The sequence below is a fragment of the Pseudomonas sp. TMW22089 genome, assembly GCF_022496645.1.
GTDB lineage: Bacteria > Pseudomonadota > Gammaproteobacteria > Pseudomonadales > Pseudomonadaceae > Aquipseudomonas > Aquipseudomonas paraversuta.
Genome location: NZ_SCFG01000001.1, coordinates 1 through 15,397, shown reverse-complemented (window position 1 = coordinate 15,397; position 15,397 = coordinate 1). Strand labels below are relative to the sequence as shown.

Sequence of the window (15,397 nt, the reverse complement as noted above, 5' to 3'; positions counted from 1 at the left end):
TGCGGCTATGCACCAAGCCCTGACCTCATAGAGCCAGTTTCTATAGCCAGAGGGATATACCGATTATCTTTGTTCAAATGAGCCATAGGCTAATCGGTATATCTCGAAAAATGCAGAGCTCAAACCAAGAGAAATGTCATGGTTTATTGTTGGAAATTTAAGTTGCACAAGGATCCATTATATGGATCTTGAACAAACTTTGATCGCGCTAGGTTTTTTTGCCTTTTGCGGCGGCTTGATAGATGCTGCAGTCGGTGGTGGCGGTCTTGTACAACTGCCGGCACTTTTACATGCCCTCCCTCAGCAAAGTCTAGCTACTGTTTTCGGAACCAATAAACTGGCTGTTTTGGCGGGCAATTTATCTTCCATATTCAGCTATGTAAAGCGAATAAAAATCATGTGGAAGTTAATGCTTCCCACCATGCTTTCCGCATTTTTATTTGCCTTTCTTGGTGCCTTCTCAGTATCTATCGTGCCAAAAAAACTGATGGAGCTTGTTGTTTTTTTCATCCTGATAGCCATGGCCATTTATACTTTCACGGAAAAAAAATTAGGCTTGGTGGCTTCTAATAAACATTGCGGATCAAAGGAGATTATCTCAGGGGTTTTGTTTGGTGGCCTCATTGGTTTCTATGATGGTGTCTTTGGCCCTGGCAGCGGTAGTCTTCTGCTTTTTATATTTGTAAAATTTTTTGGCTTCGATTTTTTAAACGCATCGGCCTCTGCAAAACTGGTTAATCTGGGTACGTTTAGCGCAGCGCTTATGTTTTTTGTTCCGTCTGGCAACGTCTTATGGACTATCGGCGGTGTAGTTGCTCTGTGCAATATGGCAGGTTCTCTCACCGGTGTTTTCTTGGCACTCCGTTACGGAAGCGGCTTTATCAGGATATTTTTCCTGATTCTGCTTATATTTTTGATAGGCAGAATGGGCTTGTCTCTATTTTCGTAGGGGATAAGCTCAAGCTTTAATCCCTGCGGCCAGCCACTCGCTTCGACTGATCACCAGTTGGGGGTATGACTCGGATCGATCCTCCGGACACATGCAACCCGACAAAGCCCGCCCTGTGCGGGCTTTGTCGTTTCTGCCTGCCGTCTCCTCTCATGCTGTGGCTGCCCCGGACATTGCCGGCAGGACGGTTCAGTCCTATCGTTCCCCGGTCCTGCTGAAGCTGCACGCCAGCAGCCTCAATCGCACAAAACAAGGAGCGAAACCATGAAGCAAGCCCTGGCCACCAAGGATCGTGTGCGAATCCAGCAAGTTGAAGTGCTGTCGAACAACTGGTACGTGCTGCGCAAGACCACCTTCGACTTCCAGGGACGGGACGGGATTTGGCGAAAGATGTCCCGGGAGACCTATGACCGCGGTAACGGTGCGACGATCCTGCTGTACAGCCCGCTAAAAAAAACCGTGGTGCTGACCCGCCAGTTCCGCTTCCCCGCCTTCGTCAACGAACATGACGGCATGCTGATCGAAACCTGCGCCGGACTGCTGGATCAGGATGATCCACACACCTGTATCCGTAAGGAAACCCAGGAGGAAACCGGTTATCGCATTGAAAATGTACGCAAGGTGTTTGAAGCGTTCATGAGCCCCGGTTCGGTTACCGAGCGCCTGCATTTTTTTGTCGGGGAATACTCTGACCAGGACAAGGTCAGCGAGGGTGGAGGCCTTGAAGCCGAGGGCGAGGAGATCGAAGTTCTGGAGTTGCCTCTGGACGACGCACTGGCAATGATCGACACGGGAGAAATCAAGGACGGCAAGACCATCATGCTCTTGCAATACGCGAAGCTGCACGGACTTGTGGATTGCTGAGTTTTTCACTTCGGGAGATTGCTTATGTATAGCCATATCCAGATCGGCGCGCGGGATGTACCGGCGCTGGCAGTCTTTTACGACGGGGTGCTGGCCACTCTGGGCCTGGTGCGCATTGTTCATGATGATGAAGACCGCGGGCCTGCGGGTGCGGGCTGGCAGCGCCCCGGACTTTACTGGCCGCAGTTTTACATTCAGTCGCCGATCAATGGTTTGCCCGCGACCTGGGGCAATGGTGTGCAGGTGAGTTTTGCCGCGCACTCGATCGAGCAGGTGCAAGCGGCCTGGGATACGGCCTTGCGCCTCGGCGGCACGGATGAGGGTGCTCCGGGCAACCGGCCACAATATGGCGACGATTATTACGGCGCCTATTGCCGTGACCCCGAAGGCAACAAGCTGTGCTTTGTGTTTGCCAGGTCGATGGCCATTGCGTAGGAGCGAGCTTGCTCGCGATCTTTCAGCCAATGGAAAAGATCGCGGGCAAGCCTGCTCCTGCAGATCAGCGGGGTTTACAGGTGGTCGGGGCCACTGCCAAAGCGGGTCATCATCACGTTGATGAAGTCTTCAAGGCTCATTTTTTGACCATTGAAATCCACTTCCCCAGCGGCATAGTTGAGGGACGCCAGGATGTTGTTGCCATCCACTTTTGCCAGGCCCGTTTGCACGGCCATGACACCCGCCATTTCGCTGTTGGCGCTGGCCATTTTCGCGATGGTTTGCGGGTCGGTCTGGCCGGCCAGTTGTGCCTGAACGGCGGACAGGTCGGCAATCATGGGTTTGGATAATTGCAGCTTGGCGTCCAGGGAGGTCAGCGTTTGCTTGGTGACTTCGATAGGCGGCTGCTCGAACGAAGTCGGCTGAGCCAGGCTCACGGCAAGGTTGAACTGACTTTCGCCATTGGTGGTTTTAAGGGTGAGTTTTTCCAGCGCCAGCTGTGGTTTGGCCGCCAGCAGTTTTTCGACCTCGGCTTGCATCTGCACTTGCTCTGCCGGGGTCAACTGCGCCATAGGCATTGTGCCGTCGGCTTGAGGCTCGAATTTGGTTTGGTAGATCCGCAACAGCGATTGCATGGCCGGAATGTCCAGGCTGCTGGCCGTCATGACCATTTGCGCGCTGCCCACCGGCTTGTCGTCCAGGGTGATGTCGCCCACGTTGTACGACAGACGCCCTGACATCAGGCTGCCGTTGGCAGAAGCCGAGCCGGCATATTCGAAGTTTTTGATCTTGGCCACCGACTGGCGCTCGCCAAAGGTCAACTGGCCCTCACTCAGCTCCAGCACGTTCTGCCCCAGGTAGAAGCCATAGCTGCTTTTGGTCAGGTCGCTGGCCAGGGTCAGACCATTGAGCTCGACGCGAACTGGCGGTTGCCCGGGCGTGGCGGCCTGAAGCACCAGATGGTCCATGTAGCCTTTGGCCTTGAGGTTTATGCCCTCGGCATCTGTCTGGCCATCCATGGTCAACCCGGAGAAGCTGATGCTGGAGTTCTCGTCAACTTGGGCTTCAAACGGCAGCAGCTCCATGCTCCCGTCAACCGAGCGGTTGTAGCCCAGGGTAACCTGGCCTTTGAGCGGAGACTGGTCCTTGGCGGCGGCGAACCATTTTTCGGTGTACGGAGTTTTTTCCAGCGAATAGTTGCTGGTCGCCATCACTGGCATCCACTTGAACGTCTTGATCCGCGACCATGGCAACGGACCATGTTCGATATTGTCCACAAACAGCAGTTCTACCGGCTGGGCGTCCGGGCCTGCGGCGTCGTCCTGCAGATTCACACGGTAGTGCGCAGTGCTGCTGTACAGGTGGCGGTCAAGGGAAACCAGTTCGATAGTGCCGTGGGTGGTGGTGCCTTGCAGCTGGGACGCCAGTTCCTTGTTGGCTTCCTGGATCGAGGTCTTGAGTACATCCTCAAGCTTGGTGCCGGTGTACCACGCGCCTGCGGTGTTCAGGGCACCTGCAATAACAACAATCCCTACCAGTACGCCTAATGGTTTATTCATCAATTGACCCGTTCAATGTCCGTTGTGTTGAAAGATATGCGGTCTTCAGCAAGCCCGTCATAGGCCGAAAAGTGCAAGCAGGTTAACACTGGCAACGGGCTGGACGCTGTTTTTCGGCACCGTCCGATATGGCGCAGATCACGCGTAGCGCAGCTCCATTTCGTCGAGTTGATGATCGAAGCTCTTGAGGCTGGCGCTCCAGGTATACACCAGCACTTCCAGCTCGTGGTCGACCGAGGTTTCGCCGACAGCGTTGAGTGATATGCCTGAGTAATCCAGTTGATAGCGCTCGCGGGCCATGGCTGAGGCTACATCTGAAAGCGCATGGGCGTGGTCGAGCCATTCACGATCCTCAGGCGCCAGGGCCCTGTCGAGTTTCAGACATTGGGATTTCAGGGCCTCGAGGCTTTTTTCCAGCGGGGTGCCGGTGAGTTCACCCATGAACTCCTGGAAGGTGCGGCCCGGCTGCCAGTAGCTGCCCCAGAAATAGCGGTCGAATACGGTTTCAACCCGGCGCAGCGCGACTTTGGTGTCCCAGATCATGACCCGCGTCTGGCCCTTGTCTATTTGCCGCTGCTGGATTTGCCTGGTTTGCACCGACGCCCAGGCCACAACGACGATGGCCAGCACGGCGATCAGGGCACTGGCACTGTCGAGGAAGACCATCGCCTTGTCGATCTGGTGCGCCAGCATGATGCCGTAGAAGTAAGTCGCAGAGAGCAGCACCAGGGCTGCGACTGCGCACCAGAAACCGGGAGCATATGGATTTTTCATTATTAGTATCCCCATCAAGCACTGCTTGCGCGATGGGGAGGACTTGAGACCCGCGTATGCCCTGAACCATCGTTCCGATACCGACCTTTCAAAGCATAGCAACCCTGTCAGGGTTTAGCGTGCTCCGGGGCTTTCGCCTGTGCATTTTCCCAGCCGCCACCGAGGGCCAGAAACAAGTCGATCTGGCTCATGGCAACCTGGGTGTTGGCGGTGGCCAGTTGCGCTTTCACGTCGGTGTAAGTGCGGGTGGCTTGCAGGTCTGCAAGAAACGATTCACGCCCGGCGAGGAAGAACTGGTGCGTTTGCTCGGCAGCCGTTTTAGCCGAATCGCCTGCCAGGGCCAGGGCATCCCGACGCTGGAGCAAGGCGGTGTATTGCACGAGACTGGTCTGGGTCTCACGAATGGCGTTAAGCACCACACCGTCAAACCTGGCCAGCGCGCCCTGGGTCACCGCCTCGGCTTCACGAATACGGGCCCGCGAACCGTTGGTCGGGATGGTCCAGCTCAGCAACGGGCCAAAGCCCCAGCGGTTGGTCGGTGCCGTGCCGAGGTTTTCCAGCAGGCCCACGGTACCCACGGTCGCGCCGATACTGATGTCCGGATACAGCGAACCGGTGGCTACACCGATCTCGGCCGTGGCGCTAGCCAGATGACGTTCGGCCTGACGTACGTCTGGCCGACGCTTGAGCAGCGCTGCGCCGTCGCCCACGGGCAGCAGTTGGGCGATGTGTGGCAGCTCTGCGCAATCGGCAACGCCGGCGGGCAGTTGGTCGAGGGGTTTGGCAATGAGCATCGACAGGCGAAACAACCCTGCCTGACGCAGCGCCTGGTAGCGCGGGAGTTCGGCGCGTAATGATCTGAATTGAGTTTCGGAACGCGTTACCTGGGTTTCGTCGCCCCGGCCCGCATCGCGCAGACGCTGCGTCAGCTGGGTACTCTGCGATTGCAACTGCAGCGACTCTTCGGCGATATGCCGTTCTTCATTGGCCGCGCAAACTTGCGTATAGGCGCGCACCACGTCGGCTACCACTGTGATACGTGCGGTATCGGCTGCCGCCTGGGTTGCGTCGGCATTGGCCTGCGCCGCTTCGATACCGCGTTGCAACGTGCCCCACAGGTCGAACTGATACGAGGTGCTGAGGCCAAGGTCACCGACGTTGGCTACCGGGACCTTGTCCGTCAGCAGGAAGGCTTCACCGGACTCCTGAAGACGCTGGGCGCCAGCCTTCGCCGAACCGCTCCAGCCACCCGCAGACTGCGCCTGTTCAACTTGAGCCCGCGCCCGCGACAGGTTGGCCGCCGCCACTCGCAGATCCGTATTGGAAGCCATGGCCTGGCGCACCAGCTCGTCAAGTCTCGGGTCCTGATACAGTTTCCACCAGTCGGCCGGTACAGGCGCCGACACCACATTCGCGCCCTCACCCGCCAGCTCGCCCTGCAAATCAGGACGCTGCATGGCCGAGTCCTTGGGCAGGTGGTAATCCGGCCCCAGCATCTGGCAGCCGGACAGCAGCAAGCCCAGCCCCAGGGCTGCCAGGTGGACCGCTTTCATTGCGCAGTCTCCTGCGCCGGTTTGTCTTTGACCCTGTCCGCGACGATCGAAACGGTCGCGGTACGCCCGGCGATCATGCGGAAATCGGCTGGCACATCATCAAACACGATGCGTACCGGAATCCGCTGCGCCAGCCGCACCCAGCTGAATGCCGGGTTGACGTTGGGCAGCAGGTTCTGGCCGCTGGTGCGGTCGCGGTCTTCAATACCGGCCACGATGCTTTCGACATGGCCACGCAAGCGTGCATTGTCGCCGATCACGCGGATCTCGACGCTCTGACCGACATGGATGCCGTCCAGTTTGGTTTCTTCAAAATAGCCGTCGATATGGAACGAGCTGCTGTCGACAATCGACAGCACGGGCTTGCCGGCCGTGACGAACTCATTGACCCGGGGAGCGCGGTCGTTGACGTAGCCATCAACCGGGCTGCGCACGACGGTGCGATCCAGATTGAGCTGCGCGCTGTCCACGGCGACTTCGGCTTCAGTCAGGGCTGACTGCGCACGCAGTTCCCGGGACTGGCTTTCTTCAAGCAGCTCGCGGGCTACCAGATTGCCCAGCCCGCGGTTGCGTTTGCTTTCGCGCTGGGCCTGGGCCAGCGTCTCCTTGCGATCGGCAACCACTGCCTGGGCCTGGCGCAAGGCCAGACGGAAACGCTCCTGATCGATGATGAACAGCACCTGATCACGGGTGACGGGCTGGTTGTCACGCACATCCACCTGCTTGATCAGGCCCGACACATCGGGGGCAATCTGCACCACGTCGGCGCGAATGTGGCCATCGCGCGTCCAGGGGGCAAACATGTAATACATGGTCATGCGCCAGACCACGACGCAGGCGAACGCCACCACCAACAAGGTGAGAACGACACGGCCCAAGGTCAATAGAGGTTTTTTCATGTCATTAGATATCGACTAAACGAATCCACAACGCCGAGTAGCAAAGCGTAGAGACCGACGTTGAATAAAGCCCGGTGCCAGACCAGGCGGTAAAAGTGCATACGCGTCAGGAGCGCGTGAACCAGCAAAAACAATATGTAAGTGATGCCCATCAGCACCAGGAGCGTGGGCAGAAACACCCCGCTGATATCTACGTCACCGATCATAGCGGCGCTCCGTCAATGCCATGGGCATGGGACTGTGGCAGGTCGTGCTCATCAACGATGAACTCCACACCCGGTAATAGGGCCAGGCGCAAACCGCTCAAGGCGTGGAGCAAGTGCACCCGGGCCTCGCCCTCGTCCTGCATTTCGCGGGCGTTAAGCGCACGGCGGGTGCGGTCCAGGGTCATTTGCAGACCATTGGGCATTGGCAGGCGTTCGCCGGCCTTGAGGCAAGCGCTGAAGTACTCCCCCACCTCGCTGACTACCTGGCCCAGCAGGCGTTGCCGCTCGCCGGTGACCCGGGGTGAGTAGGCCAGCAAATCCAGGAGGTTGAGCGCCACTCGCAAGTCACGCAGGGCGCTGCCTGTGTCCTGGCCGGTCATCGCCAGACGCGGCAGGTGCTGCATCAGCCGATCAAGCATTTGCGCGCCCATGTGCCGGTGCTCGGCCAGGGTTGCGGGCCGGGTCAGCGTGACGATATCGCGCCAGCTGAAACGCGTCAGGCGTTTAGCCGCCAGTTCGGCGCCAAAGGGGCGGGCGATAAGGGTCCAGACGAAAGCAAAGAGCAGGCCGATGGGACCGGCCAGGTTGGCGTTGATGAACACCATGAAGTCTGCGTCGTAGGCCCCCTGAATGCTGATGAATGAGGCCGTGTTGACGATGGTCAGCAAGGTCCCCAGGTAAAAGCGCGGTTGTACCGTCAGCGTGCCGACACAGATAAAGGGCACGGCGAACGCCAGGACCAGCATCGGGAAGTCGTGCAGGTTGGGCAGGATCACAAACAGGTACAGGCTGGCGAACAGTACCGACAGCGAGGTCCAGAAAAAGAACCGGTAAATCTGCGGCGCCGGGTCGTCCATCGCGGCAAAAAAACTGCAGGCCACGGCCGCCAGAATCACCGCGCTGGCGCCGTCCGTCCAGCCGAGCAAGATCCACAACACCGAAGCGACAACAATTGCCGTCACCGTGGAAAATGCGGAGTAAAGCATCAGGCCCCGATCCAGAAACGGTGTCAGCCGGCCCAGGCGCCAATGCCGGTAAACCGCGCGCCAGATATCCTGACTGCCCGTTGCAATCGCCTGTTGCAGGCTGCGGCAGTCTTGCCACAAATCAATCCACTCGCCCAGCCGGTAGAGCGCATTGGAGAAGACCAGCTGGCGTCGCTCATCCAGCGCTTCGGCACTGGGCTGCAAGAGTTCCAGTTCATGGCGCAGAGCCTTCCAGGCCTCGACAGGGGCGCCTTCGCGAGTGCTTTCGAGCCAGTCCCGGCTTTTCGCCAGCAAGGGCGCTATTTTGTCCACCAGCTCGGGGGTACGCCGCTCCAGGGCATACAGCGCGTCATCCAGCGCGTCGACCACCGGCAGCAGGTTGATCATGCGCCCGCGCAGTTCTTTGGTGTTGCGCACGGTCTGCGGCAACGCACCTTCGTGGGGCAATTGACCGATCATCAACTCCAGGCTGTTGAAGGTTGCCACCATAGATGAGCGCAGGCCGCTGGCTTTACTCGGCTCTACGTCGCGGGCCAGAAAATGCTTGCTGTAGCTGGCGGCGTCGCCAAACCACTTGGCGGCGGAATCAACAAACACCGGGGCCAGCCGCCGGGGCCAGAACATGCTGCCCACCACGGCCGCACAGACAATCCCGAGGAGGATTTCTTCGGTGCGCGAGACAGCGATGTCGAATACGTTGAGCGGGTTGTCCACGATCGGCAAGGCGATCATGGGCATGGTGTAGCCCGCGAGCATGAAGATGTAACTGTTGGCCGTGCGCAGGTGCAGCGACAGGAACAACAGGATGCCGGTCCAGAGCGCGACCACCAGCACCAGCAAAAACGGGGTTTGTACAAACATGGGTACAAAAAATACCGCCGCCGAAGCACCCAGTAGCGTGCCCAGGGCGCGGTACACGGCTTTGGAACTGGTGGGGCCGACGAAGGGGCTGGAGACGATGTAGACCGTGGCCATTGCCCAATAGGGTCGGGGCATTTCCATCCACAGGGCGATGTACAGCGCGATCATCGAGGCGGCAAAGGTGCGCACGCCATAGAACCAGTCGCGGGCGGGCGGCATGCTGCTGAAAAAACCGTTCAAGAAGCGGCTCCATCAGGCAATTGGCCGGCAGCTTCGAAGGCCTTGATGACGCGTAATGCGGCTTCCTGATCTGCCACTGAGACCCCCGCCAGCGCTGTACGCCTGAGTTGTACAAGCTGCGCTTCAATCGACTGCACCAGGGAGCGCCCGGTGTCAGTCAGGCTGAGGGTTTTGGCCCGGCGATCGCTGGCGTCTTCATGACGCAGCACGTAACCGGCCTTGCACATCTGATCGAGCAAGCGCACCAGCGACGGGCTTTCCATACCGGCGGCCTGGGCCACGGTGACCTGGCGTGCGCCTTCTCCCAGACGGCCGATAATCAGCAACGGCATGGCGCAGGCTTCGGAAATTCCGTAATTGACCAGCGTGTTCTGGCAGACGCGACGCCAGTGGCGAGTCGCAACCACCATACCGGTGCTGATGCTCATCTGGAGTTGATCAAGAGTGTCAGGCAAGGGGTATCACATAAAGTTAGTTTGCTAACTATTAATATTGCGCGGGCAAATGATCTCAGTCAAGTGTTACCAGTTAATTCTGCTTACCGGTGACCGGTTTTGTGCGCAGCATCAGATTCAATTGATCAACAACCTCTGCCCAGTCGGCGTCTTCATTTATTTCATCGCGCAGGAAAGCCGCCTGAGCCGGCGTCCAGAAAAACGCCTCGTGCAACTTCAGATCCGGCTTGAGTGGCGAGTGCGAAGAGACAAATTTCTCAATGTCTGCTGGCTCGTTGGGCAGACCCAGCTGCTTGAACAATGAAGGAAGACTATGGGTGGGTGCTTGCATCAGAAAGACTCCGGTAAGGCGGGACGCATTCGGCGCCCGCGCAGGTCAAATATAGTCGAGCCTGCGTGTCATCGACGGTTAAGTCCTGAGCTTTGTGCCAACCCGGTGGAATCGGTGCAAAGTCGTCCGGTTGCACCTTGCTGCTGATTAACCAGATACGCCCTGTACCCGCAGGCAAGTCCACCAGGCGATCAACGTAGATTTTCGCGCCATTGGCGTTCACCAGCGTACCAAAACCGTAATTGTTCGGACGCCCCGATGAGCCATCCTCCAGCGGCGGTGTGTAGAGCATGGGCACAGACCCGGTCTTGTTGTAATAGACGTAGCTGAAGTACCAGAACAGGTCACTGACCACGATTCGGTCACCCGGTAAAAACTGCTGATTCACATGCTCAACCAGACGATCGAAATGATCGGCATCGCTGGTGAAGTTGCTGCGCAAACCCACCATCTCGGTACCGGCAAACAGCGTCAGCAATACGATGGCCAGCGCGCGCCGGTGGTTGAGCAGGCGATCCACCGCTATCGCAACAATCAGCGGCAGGCCCAGGGCAGCAAACATCACGTAGCGCTCGATGAACAGCGGTGAGGCAAAAGAGATGGCGTAAATGGCCAGGATCGGCAGCAGGGTGTAGATCACGATCAGCCTGGTGAATCTATGGGGTGTTGCATCCCTCACCGCCATCCATACCGCCCCGACAAGCAGGACAAGCGGTGCCAGCCAGAACAATGGCCAGGCAAGGCTGTCGCCTTCGTCCTGAATCAACAACTGCCAGGTCATGGCCGGTAGCGAGCGGGCATCAACCCCGGGCTCCCAGCCCACATCGCCCCCGGTCTTGAGTTCACCCATGTGTTGCAACAGGTCTACCAGCCCCGGAAGCCAGGGCATGAACAACAACATGATGCAGGCGTTGGCGACCCACCAGGCAGGGCGTTTGATCAGCCCGCCGGTACTGCTACCACTCAGCAGCAGGTACAACCAGTGGGCAATCACACAGAAGGCGGTGAAGTAATGGGTGTAAAACCCGGCAGCCATCAGCACGCTGTAGATAACCAGATAGCGGTTGTTGTCGGGCGCTTTAACCCAGTAAACCAGGGCAATCGTTGCCGCGATCAGCCATAACCCCATCAGTGAGTACATCCGCACTTCCTGGCTATAGCGCACGGCGGTCGGCAACAACGCCAGAAGCAGGCCGGCCAGCAACGCAGCCCTGCGGGTCGCAATCAGCCGGACCAGCCACATCCCCAGCAGTACTGTGGCTACCCCGGGCAAAACACTGAGGGCGCGAATCGAAACCAGACTGTCGCCGAACAGCGCCATCCAGCCGTGCAACAGCATGAAGTACAACGGTGGATGAACATCGTGTGCGGCGTGGAACCAGATGCCCGCGAGCGAGTAGTCGCTCAGCATCAGACTTGAGCCTTCATCACACCAAATGGCAGAGGCGGTAGCCCCATAGAAACGCATCGCGCAGGCCAGTAACAAAATGGCCCATACCCATGGCTGACGAAGCAATCCGGCCAGTAGGTTGTGAGGCGATTCAAGGACGCGAAGCATTTTTTCGTCCACACCATTACTACTGAGTACGCCCATCCTTCACCTGCAGCTGCGCATTGACGCTGCACTCGGGCAGCTTGATCTCCGGCGATTGTAGGGCAAGGGGCAGCTGTGTGGTGGGGCCGGATACAAGAAAAGAAGGTGGCAAGATGAAATCACTCGCGCGCAGTCGCGCTAAACTAACTGTTACAAGGTTTGACAAGGATCAGGTCAGTACCTAGCTTTTAATTGGATCCAAATTAACGTACTGAACTGCCGTAGGTAGTGCCAACGTGGCTGTCAAAAATAATCCTTTAAGCAGTATCGAAGTCGCCGGCCCCATACCTGCCCATTTGGCCCGGTCGGTGATTGAAGCGTCCTTGCGCAACGCCATTCTTGATGGCCGGTTGCCCTGTGGCACCGCTATTCGGCAACAGGCCCTGGCGACTTTGTTTGGTGTCAGTCGCATGCCGGTTCGCGAAGCGCTGCGTCAGCTTGAAGCCCAGGGTTTACTGCAAACCGTGCAGCACAAAGGGGCAGTGGTCGCGCCGTTGATCGAGGACGACGCGCTGGAAACCTATGAACTCCGCTTGCTGCTCGAGACACAAGCCCTGCGCCTGTCACTGCCGTTGTTGAGTGAGGAAGATTTTGAAGTGGCTGCCGGTTATATCGAGGCTCTCGAAGTGGAAACCGACTGGAGCAGGATGGGCACTCTCAATCGGCAATTTCATCAGGCGCTTTACTGCAAGGCACCGAACAAAAAACTGCTGGCGCTGATTGATGAAGGGCTGATTGAAGAAGAGCGCTTTCTGCGCTTTAACCTTGAGCAGATGAATTTGGGCAAGCTGTCTCAGGACGATCACCGCGCCTTGCTGCGTCATGCCCGCGCCCGGGATGTCGAGGCGTGTATCAAAGAGCTGGAGCTTCATCTACACCGCGGGGTAAAAGCCATTACCCACTATCTCGACAAGCAAAAACCAAAACAGCCCTGACGTTCAAAACGCCAGGGCTGTGGATATGTCTTTGATCAGCGCGCAGAAACCAGGGCTCCCCGCGCGCCTGCACCTCAGATTTTAAAGCTGTCGACCAGCTGTTTGAGCCGGCTGGCCTGCTGCGAAAGCGCATCGCAGTCTTTAAGGGTTTCGTTGAGGTTGACCACACCCTGCTGGTTCAGCAGATTGATCTGGTTGATGTCCACGTTAAGGGATTCGACCACGGCGGTCTGTTCTTCAGTTGCCGCGGCAACTGACTGGTTCATGCCGTCAATTTCTTCGATACGCTGGGTCACGCTGATCAAACGCGCGCCGGCCTGGTTGGCCACCTCAACACTGTCCTCGCTGGATACCTGGCTGGCATTCATGGTGCTGACCGCTTCGCGGGAACCCACTTGCAGCGAGGTGATCATTTTATGAATCTCCTCTGCCGACTCCTGAGTGCGGTGAGCAAGGTTGCGTACTTCATCCGCCACCACGGCAAACCCGCGGCCCGCTTCGCCCGCACGCGCGGCCTCAATGGCTGCGTTAAGGGCCAGCAAGTTGGTTTGCTGGGAGATCCCTTTGATCACATCCAGAATGTGCCCAATGTTGTCGGTGCTGGCATTCAGGGTTTCGATCTGGGCACACGACAGGCTGATCTTCCGGGAAAGTTCAGTCATGGCCTGAATCGTCTGCTCAACGACTTTGCGCCCATCATCTGCCTGTTCACTGGCGCCGCTGGCATGCTGCGAAGCATCTGCGGCGTTGCGCGCGATTTCCTGGGTGGCTGCGCCCAGTTCGTTGATGGCTGCTGCAACGCTGTTGGTGCGCGCGCTTTGTTCATCGGAGCCAATGATTGACGCGTTTGACGATGCCATTACGCGCTGGGACAAATCATGGACCTGACGGGTCGCGGAGGACACTTCGGAGATCGACGCGTGAATACGCTCCACGAACTGGTTGAATGAACTGGCCAACTCGCCAAATTCATCCTTGTTTTCAATCACCAGACGCCGTGTCAGATCGCCTTCACCCTGGGCGATATCCTGCATGGCACGCCCCATGGTGGTCAGCGGCCGCATCAGGACCCGGATCAACAGGCTCAGAAGCAGAGCAATCACTGCCACCGCAATAAACATTGCGATCAACGCAGAGGTGCGGAACTTAGACAGAGGGGCGTAAGCTTTTTGTTTGTCCAACGACTGGCCGATGTACCAGTCTGCAGAGGGCAAGCCTGTGACCGGGGTAAAGGAGATGATTCGCTCCTGGCCATTGAGTTGCACCTCTTGAACGCCCTTCTCGATCTTCAGGTTGCTGGACGGGTATATATCCTTCAGGTTTTTCATAACCTGGTCTTTGTCCGGGCTGACGATGACCTGGCCATCACCGCTCACCAGAAATGCGTAGCCCAAACCGCCGGAATCCACCGAGTTAATAATTTTAACCAGACTGTCCAGGCTCAGATCGCCTCCCACTACACCCAGCAGTTGACCGTCTTTCTTGACGGGCATGGCAATGGTCACGATCAAACCGCCAACAGCTGCCATATAAGGCGGTGTGAGCATGGTCTTGCCGGCGCTTACAGCCTGTTTGTACCAAGGGCGCTCACGGGGGTCATAGCCCTCTGGCATTTTGGCGTCAGGTCGCTGTGTGAACACGCCATTAGCTTGACCAACGTACGTGAACTGGAAGTTCGAGGTGAACGCAGGCTGGTCGACCAACCCTGGCAAATCAGCCTGGCTGCCCTGGTGAGCAACGCTTTGTGCAAGGCTCTCCAACACCAGGATACGACCGCTCAACCAATTCTGGACGCTACTGGCTGTCAGGTTGCCTGCCTGCTCCACCGACGACTCGATATTTTGGTTGATCGTATTTCGCTGCAGATAGTCGTTGTACAAAGTGAACAACGCAAACGCCAGAACCACGACGCCTGAAGCGGCCAGAAGAATTTTATGGCTGAACTTGAGATTCATTGCATGGACTTCTTATGCCGAAAGGTGGGATGCGTGCGGGTACAAAATTCCGTGTAGCACTTGAGACAGCCAGCGGGGATAGCTGTACTGAATGCACGCATTGCTCATAAGGCTGTCGGCACCGACTGCGGAAAACTTAGCTGTATTTTTAAAACCCGACGGGAGTACGACCTGGCTTGTCGTTACCTGGATTTTGAGGGAGGACGCAGGGGTGGTCCGAAGACAGGAGGCGGCGCCAGAAATTTTCCCGGCGCAAAAACAAAACCCCTGTCTGCGTTGAGCAGACAGGGGTTTCGGAATTCAATCTTGACGATGACCTACTCTCACATGGGGAAACCCCACACTACCATCGGCGATGCATCGTTTCACTTCTGAGTTCGGGATGGGATCAGGTGGTTCCAATGCTCTATGGTCGTCAAGAAATTCGGTAGCAGATCCGTTATCAAAACGTGCCTGCGAAAACTTGGGACTTCTATAAAAACAAAATCCCCGTCTGCGCGAGCAGACAGGGATTTTGGAATTTAATCTTGACGATGACCTACTCTCACATGGGGAAACCCCACACTACCATCGGCGATGCATCGTTTCACTTCTGAGTTCGGGATGGGATCAGGTGGTTCCAATGCTCTATGGTCGTCAAGAAATTCGGTAGCCAGCGCGTTTACCTTGCGGTCAACGTTCCAGCGAATGGGTATGTAATAGATTTGTGTGTTGTGCAAACTTTCGGTTTGTATCGTCTTCACACACCGCAACTTGTCTGTTCTTGTCACCAAGAACGCAAATTGCTTGGGTGTTATATGG

The 15,397-nt window shown here is 57.3% G+C and carries 14 protein-coding genes and 2 rRNA genes; 4 read left to right on the top strand and 12 right to left on the bottom strand.

The genetic code is table 11. The features are described 5' to 3' along the window. Nucleotides 1–181: 181 nt before the first annotated feature. The 3 genes from EQV90_RS00080 (at nucleotide 182) to EQV90_RS00070 (ending at nucleotide 2,248) form a co-directional block, all read left to right on the top strand. Complete coding sequence (locus EQV90_RS00080) at nucleotides 182–949, top strand: TSUP family transporter (RefSeq protein WP_010656892.1); 768 nt, start codon at nucleotides 182–184, stop codon at nucleotides 947–949. Nucleotides 950–1,213: 264 nt separating this feature from the next. Further along, a complete protein-coding gene (nudK, locus tag EQV90_RS00075; protein WP_240877603.1) occupies nucleotides 1,214–1,813 on the top strand; it encodes a GDP-mannose pyrophosphatase NudK in 600 nt (199 codons plus the stop codon). A 24-nt stretch (nucleotides 1,814–1,837) separates the two neighbouring features. After that, complete coding sequence (locus EQV90_RS00070; RefSeq protein ID WP_003438199.1) at nucleotides 1,838–2,248, top strand: VOC family protein; 411 nt, start codon at nucleotides 1,838–1,840, stop codon at nucleotides 2,246–2,248. Between the two features lie 74 nt (nucleotides 2,249–2,322). On the opposite strand, the gene EQV90_RS00065 is transcribed toward EQV90_RS00070, so the two are convergent. The 9 genes from EQV90_RS00065 to EQV90_RS00025 all read right to left on the bottom strand — a co-directional run bounded on the left by EQV90_RS00065 (nucleotide 2,323) and on the right by EQV90_RS00025 (nucleotide 11,670). After that, nucleotides 2,323–3,807, bottom strand: a complete 1,485-nt coding sequence (locus EQV90_RS00065; RefSeq protein ID WP_240877602.1) for a YdgA family protein — start codon at nucleotides 3,805–3,807, stop codon at nucleotides 2,323–2,325. Between the two features lie 138 nt (nucleotides 3,808–3,945). Next, nucleotides 3,946–4,581, bottom strand: a complete 636-nt coding sequence (locus tag EQV90_RS00060) for a hypothetical protein (RefSeq protein WP_003438193.1) — start codon at nucleotides 4,579–4,581, stop codon at nucleotides 3,946–3,948. Nucleotides 4,582–4,688: 107 nt separating this feature from the next. Beyond that, nucleotides 4,689–6,134 (bottom strand): efflux transporter outer membrane subunit, encoded by a 1,446-nt coding sequence (locus EQV90_RS00055; RefSeq protein ID WP_003438190.1) that lies wholly within the window; start codon nucleotides 6,132–6,134, stop codon nucleotides 4,689–4,691. Next, nucleotides 6,131–7,033, bottom strand: coding sequence for an HlyD family secretion protein (locus tag EQV90_RS00050; protein ID WP_202211195.1), 903 nt, complete (start codon nucleotides 7,031–7,033; stop codon nucleotides 6,131–6,133). Before EQV90_RS00050 ends, EQV90_RS00055 begins: the two co-directional genes overlap by 4 nt. Continuing rightward, nucleotides 7,030–7,239: a DUF1656 domain-containing protein gene (locus EQV90_RS00045; RefSeq protein ID WP_003438187.1), complete on the bottom strand. Its 210-nt coding sequence runs from the start codon at nucleotides 7,237–7,239 to the stop codon at nucleotides 7,030–7,032. The genes EQV90_RS00050 and EQV90_RS00045 overlap by 4 nt, the downstream gene beginning before the upstream one ends. Then, the gene (locus EQV90_RS00040) at nucleotides 7,236–9,326 is read right to left on the bottom strand and encodes an FUSC family protein (protein ID WP_003438184.1); all 2,091 of its coding nucleotides are present in this window, start codon (nucleotides 9,324–9,326) and stop codon (nucleotides 7,236–7,238) included. The genes EQV90_RS00045 and EQV90_RS00040 overlap by 4 nt, the downstream gene beginning before the upstream one ends. Further along, on the bottom strand, nucleotides 9,323–9,754 hold the full coding sequence (locus EQV90_RS00035; protein ID WP_003438183.1) for a MarR family transcriptional regulator: 432 nt from the start codon (nucleotides 9,752–9,754) through the stop codon (nucleotides 9,323–9,325). Before EQV90_RS00035 ends, EQV90_RS00040 begins: the two co-directional genes overlap by 4 nt. A gap of 100 nt (nucleotides 9,755–9,854) precedes the next feature. Next, the gene (locus tag EQV90_RS00030) at nucleotides 9,855–10,112 is read right to left on the bottom strand and encodes a DUF2789 domain-containing protein (protein ID WP_003438182.1); all 258 of its coding nucleotides are present in this window, start codon (nucleotides 10,110–10,112) and stop codon (nucleotides 9,855–9,857) included. Further along, nucleotides 10,093–11,670, bottom strand: a complete 1,578-nt coding sequence (locus tag EQV90_RS00025; RefSeq protein WP_240877601.1) for a glycosyltransferase family 39 protein — start codon at nucleotides 11,668–11,670, stop codon at nucleotides 10,093–10,095. The genes EQV90_RS00030 and EQV90_RS00025 overlap by 20 nt, the downstream gene beginning before the upstream one ends. A gap of 272 nt (nucleotides 11,671–11,942) precedes the next feature. Between EQV90_RS00025 and EQV90_RS00020 the strand changes: the two genes are divergently transcribed. Further along, the gene (locus tag EQV90_RS00020; RefSeq protein ID WP_161719984.1) at nucleotides 11,943–12,641 is read left to right on the top strand and encodes a GntR family transcriptional regulator; all 699 of its coding nucleotides are present in this window, start codon (nucleotides 11,943–11,945) and stop codon (nucleotides 12,639–12,641) included. Nucleotides 12,642–12,715: 74 nt separating this feature from the next. Here EQV90_RS00020 and EQV90_RS00015 read toward each other — a convergent pair whose 3' ends face one another. The 3 genes from EQV90_RS00015 to rrf (EQV90_RS00005) form a co-directional block, all read right to left on the bottom strand. Next, nucleotides 12,716–14,596 (bottom strand): methyl-accepting chemotaxis protein, encoded by a 1,881-nt coding sequence (locus tag EQV90_RS00015; RefSeq protein WP_003438177.1) that lies wholly within the window; start codon nucleotides 14,594–14,596, stop codon nucleotides 12,716–12,718. A gap of 304 nt (nucleotides 14,597–14,900) precedes the next feature. After that, nucleotides 14,901–15,016, bottom strand: a 5S ribosomal RNA gene (gene rrf, locus EQV90_RS00010). Between the two features lie 105 nt (nucleotides 15,017–15,121). Beyond that, a 5S ribosomal RNA gene (rrf, locus tag EQV90_RS00005) occupies nucleotides 15,122–15,237 on the bottom strand. Nucleotides 15,238–15,397: the final 160 nt, after the last annotated feature.

Coding starts and splice junctions, on each gene's coding strand:
- EQV90_RS00080 (WP_010656892.1), top strand. CDS start 182: ATGGATCTTGAACAAACTTTGATCGCGCTAGGTTTTTTTGCCTTTTGC.
- nudK (WP_240877603.1), top strand. CDS start 1,214: ATGAAGCAAGCCCTGGCCACCAAGGATCGTGTGCGAATCCAGCAAGTT.
- EQV90_RS00070 (WP_003438199.1), top strand. CDS start 1,838: ATGTATAGCCATATCCAGATCGGCGCGCGGGATGTACCGGCGCTGGCA.
- EQV90_RS00065 (WP_240877602.1), bottom strand. CDS start 3,807: ATGAATAAACCATTAGGCGTACTGGTAGGGATTGTTGTTATTGCAGGT.
- EQV90_RS00060 (WP_003438193.1), bottom strand. CDS start 4,581: ATGAAAAATCCATATGCTCCCGGTTTCTGGTGCGCAGTCGCAGCCCTG.
- EQV90_RS00055 (WP_003438190.1), bottom strand. CDS start 6,134: ATGAAAGCGGTCCACCTGGCAGCCCTGGGGCTGGGCTTGCTGCTGTCC.
- EQV90_RS00050 (WP_202211195.1), bottom strand. CDS start 7,033: ATGAAAAAACCTCTATTGACCTTGGGCCGTGTCGTTCTCACCTTGTTG.
- EQV90_RS00045 (WP_003438187.1), bottom strand. CDS start 7,239: ATGATCGGTGACGTAGATATCAGCGGGGTGTTTCTGCCCACGCTCCTG.
- EQV90_RS00035 (WP_003438183.1), bottom strand. CDS start 9,754: ATGAGCATCAGCACCGGTATGGTGGTTGCGACTCGCCACTGGCGTCGC.
- EQV90_RS00030 (WP_003438182.1), bottom strand. CDS start 10,112: ATGCAAGCACCCACCCATAGTCTTCCTTCATTGTTCAAGCAGCTGGGT.
- EQV90_RS00025 (WP_240877601.1), bottom strand. CDS start 11,670: ATGCTTCGCGTCCTTGAATCGCCTCACAACCTACTGGCCGGATTGCTT.
- EQV90_RS00015 (WP_003438177.1), bottom strand. CDS start 14,596: ATGAATCTCAAGTTCAGCCATAAAATTCTTCTGGCCGCTTCAGGCGTC.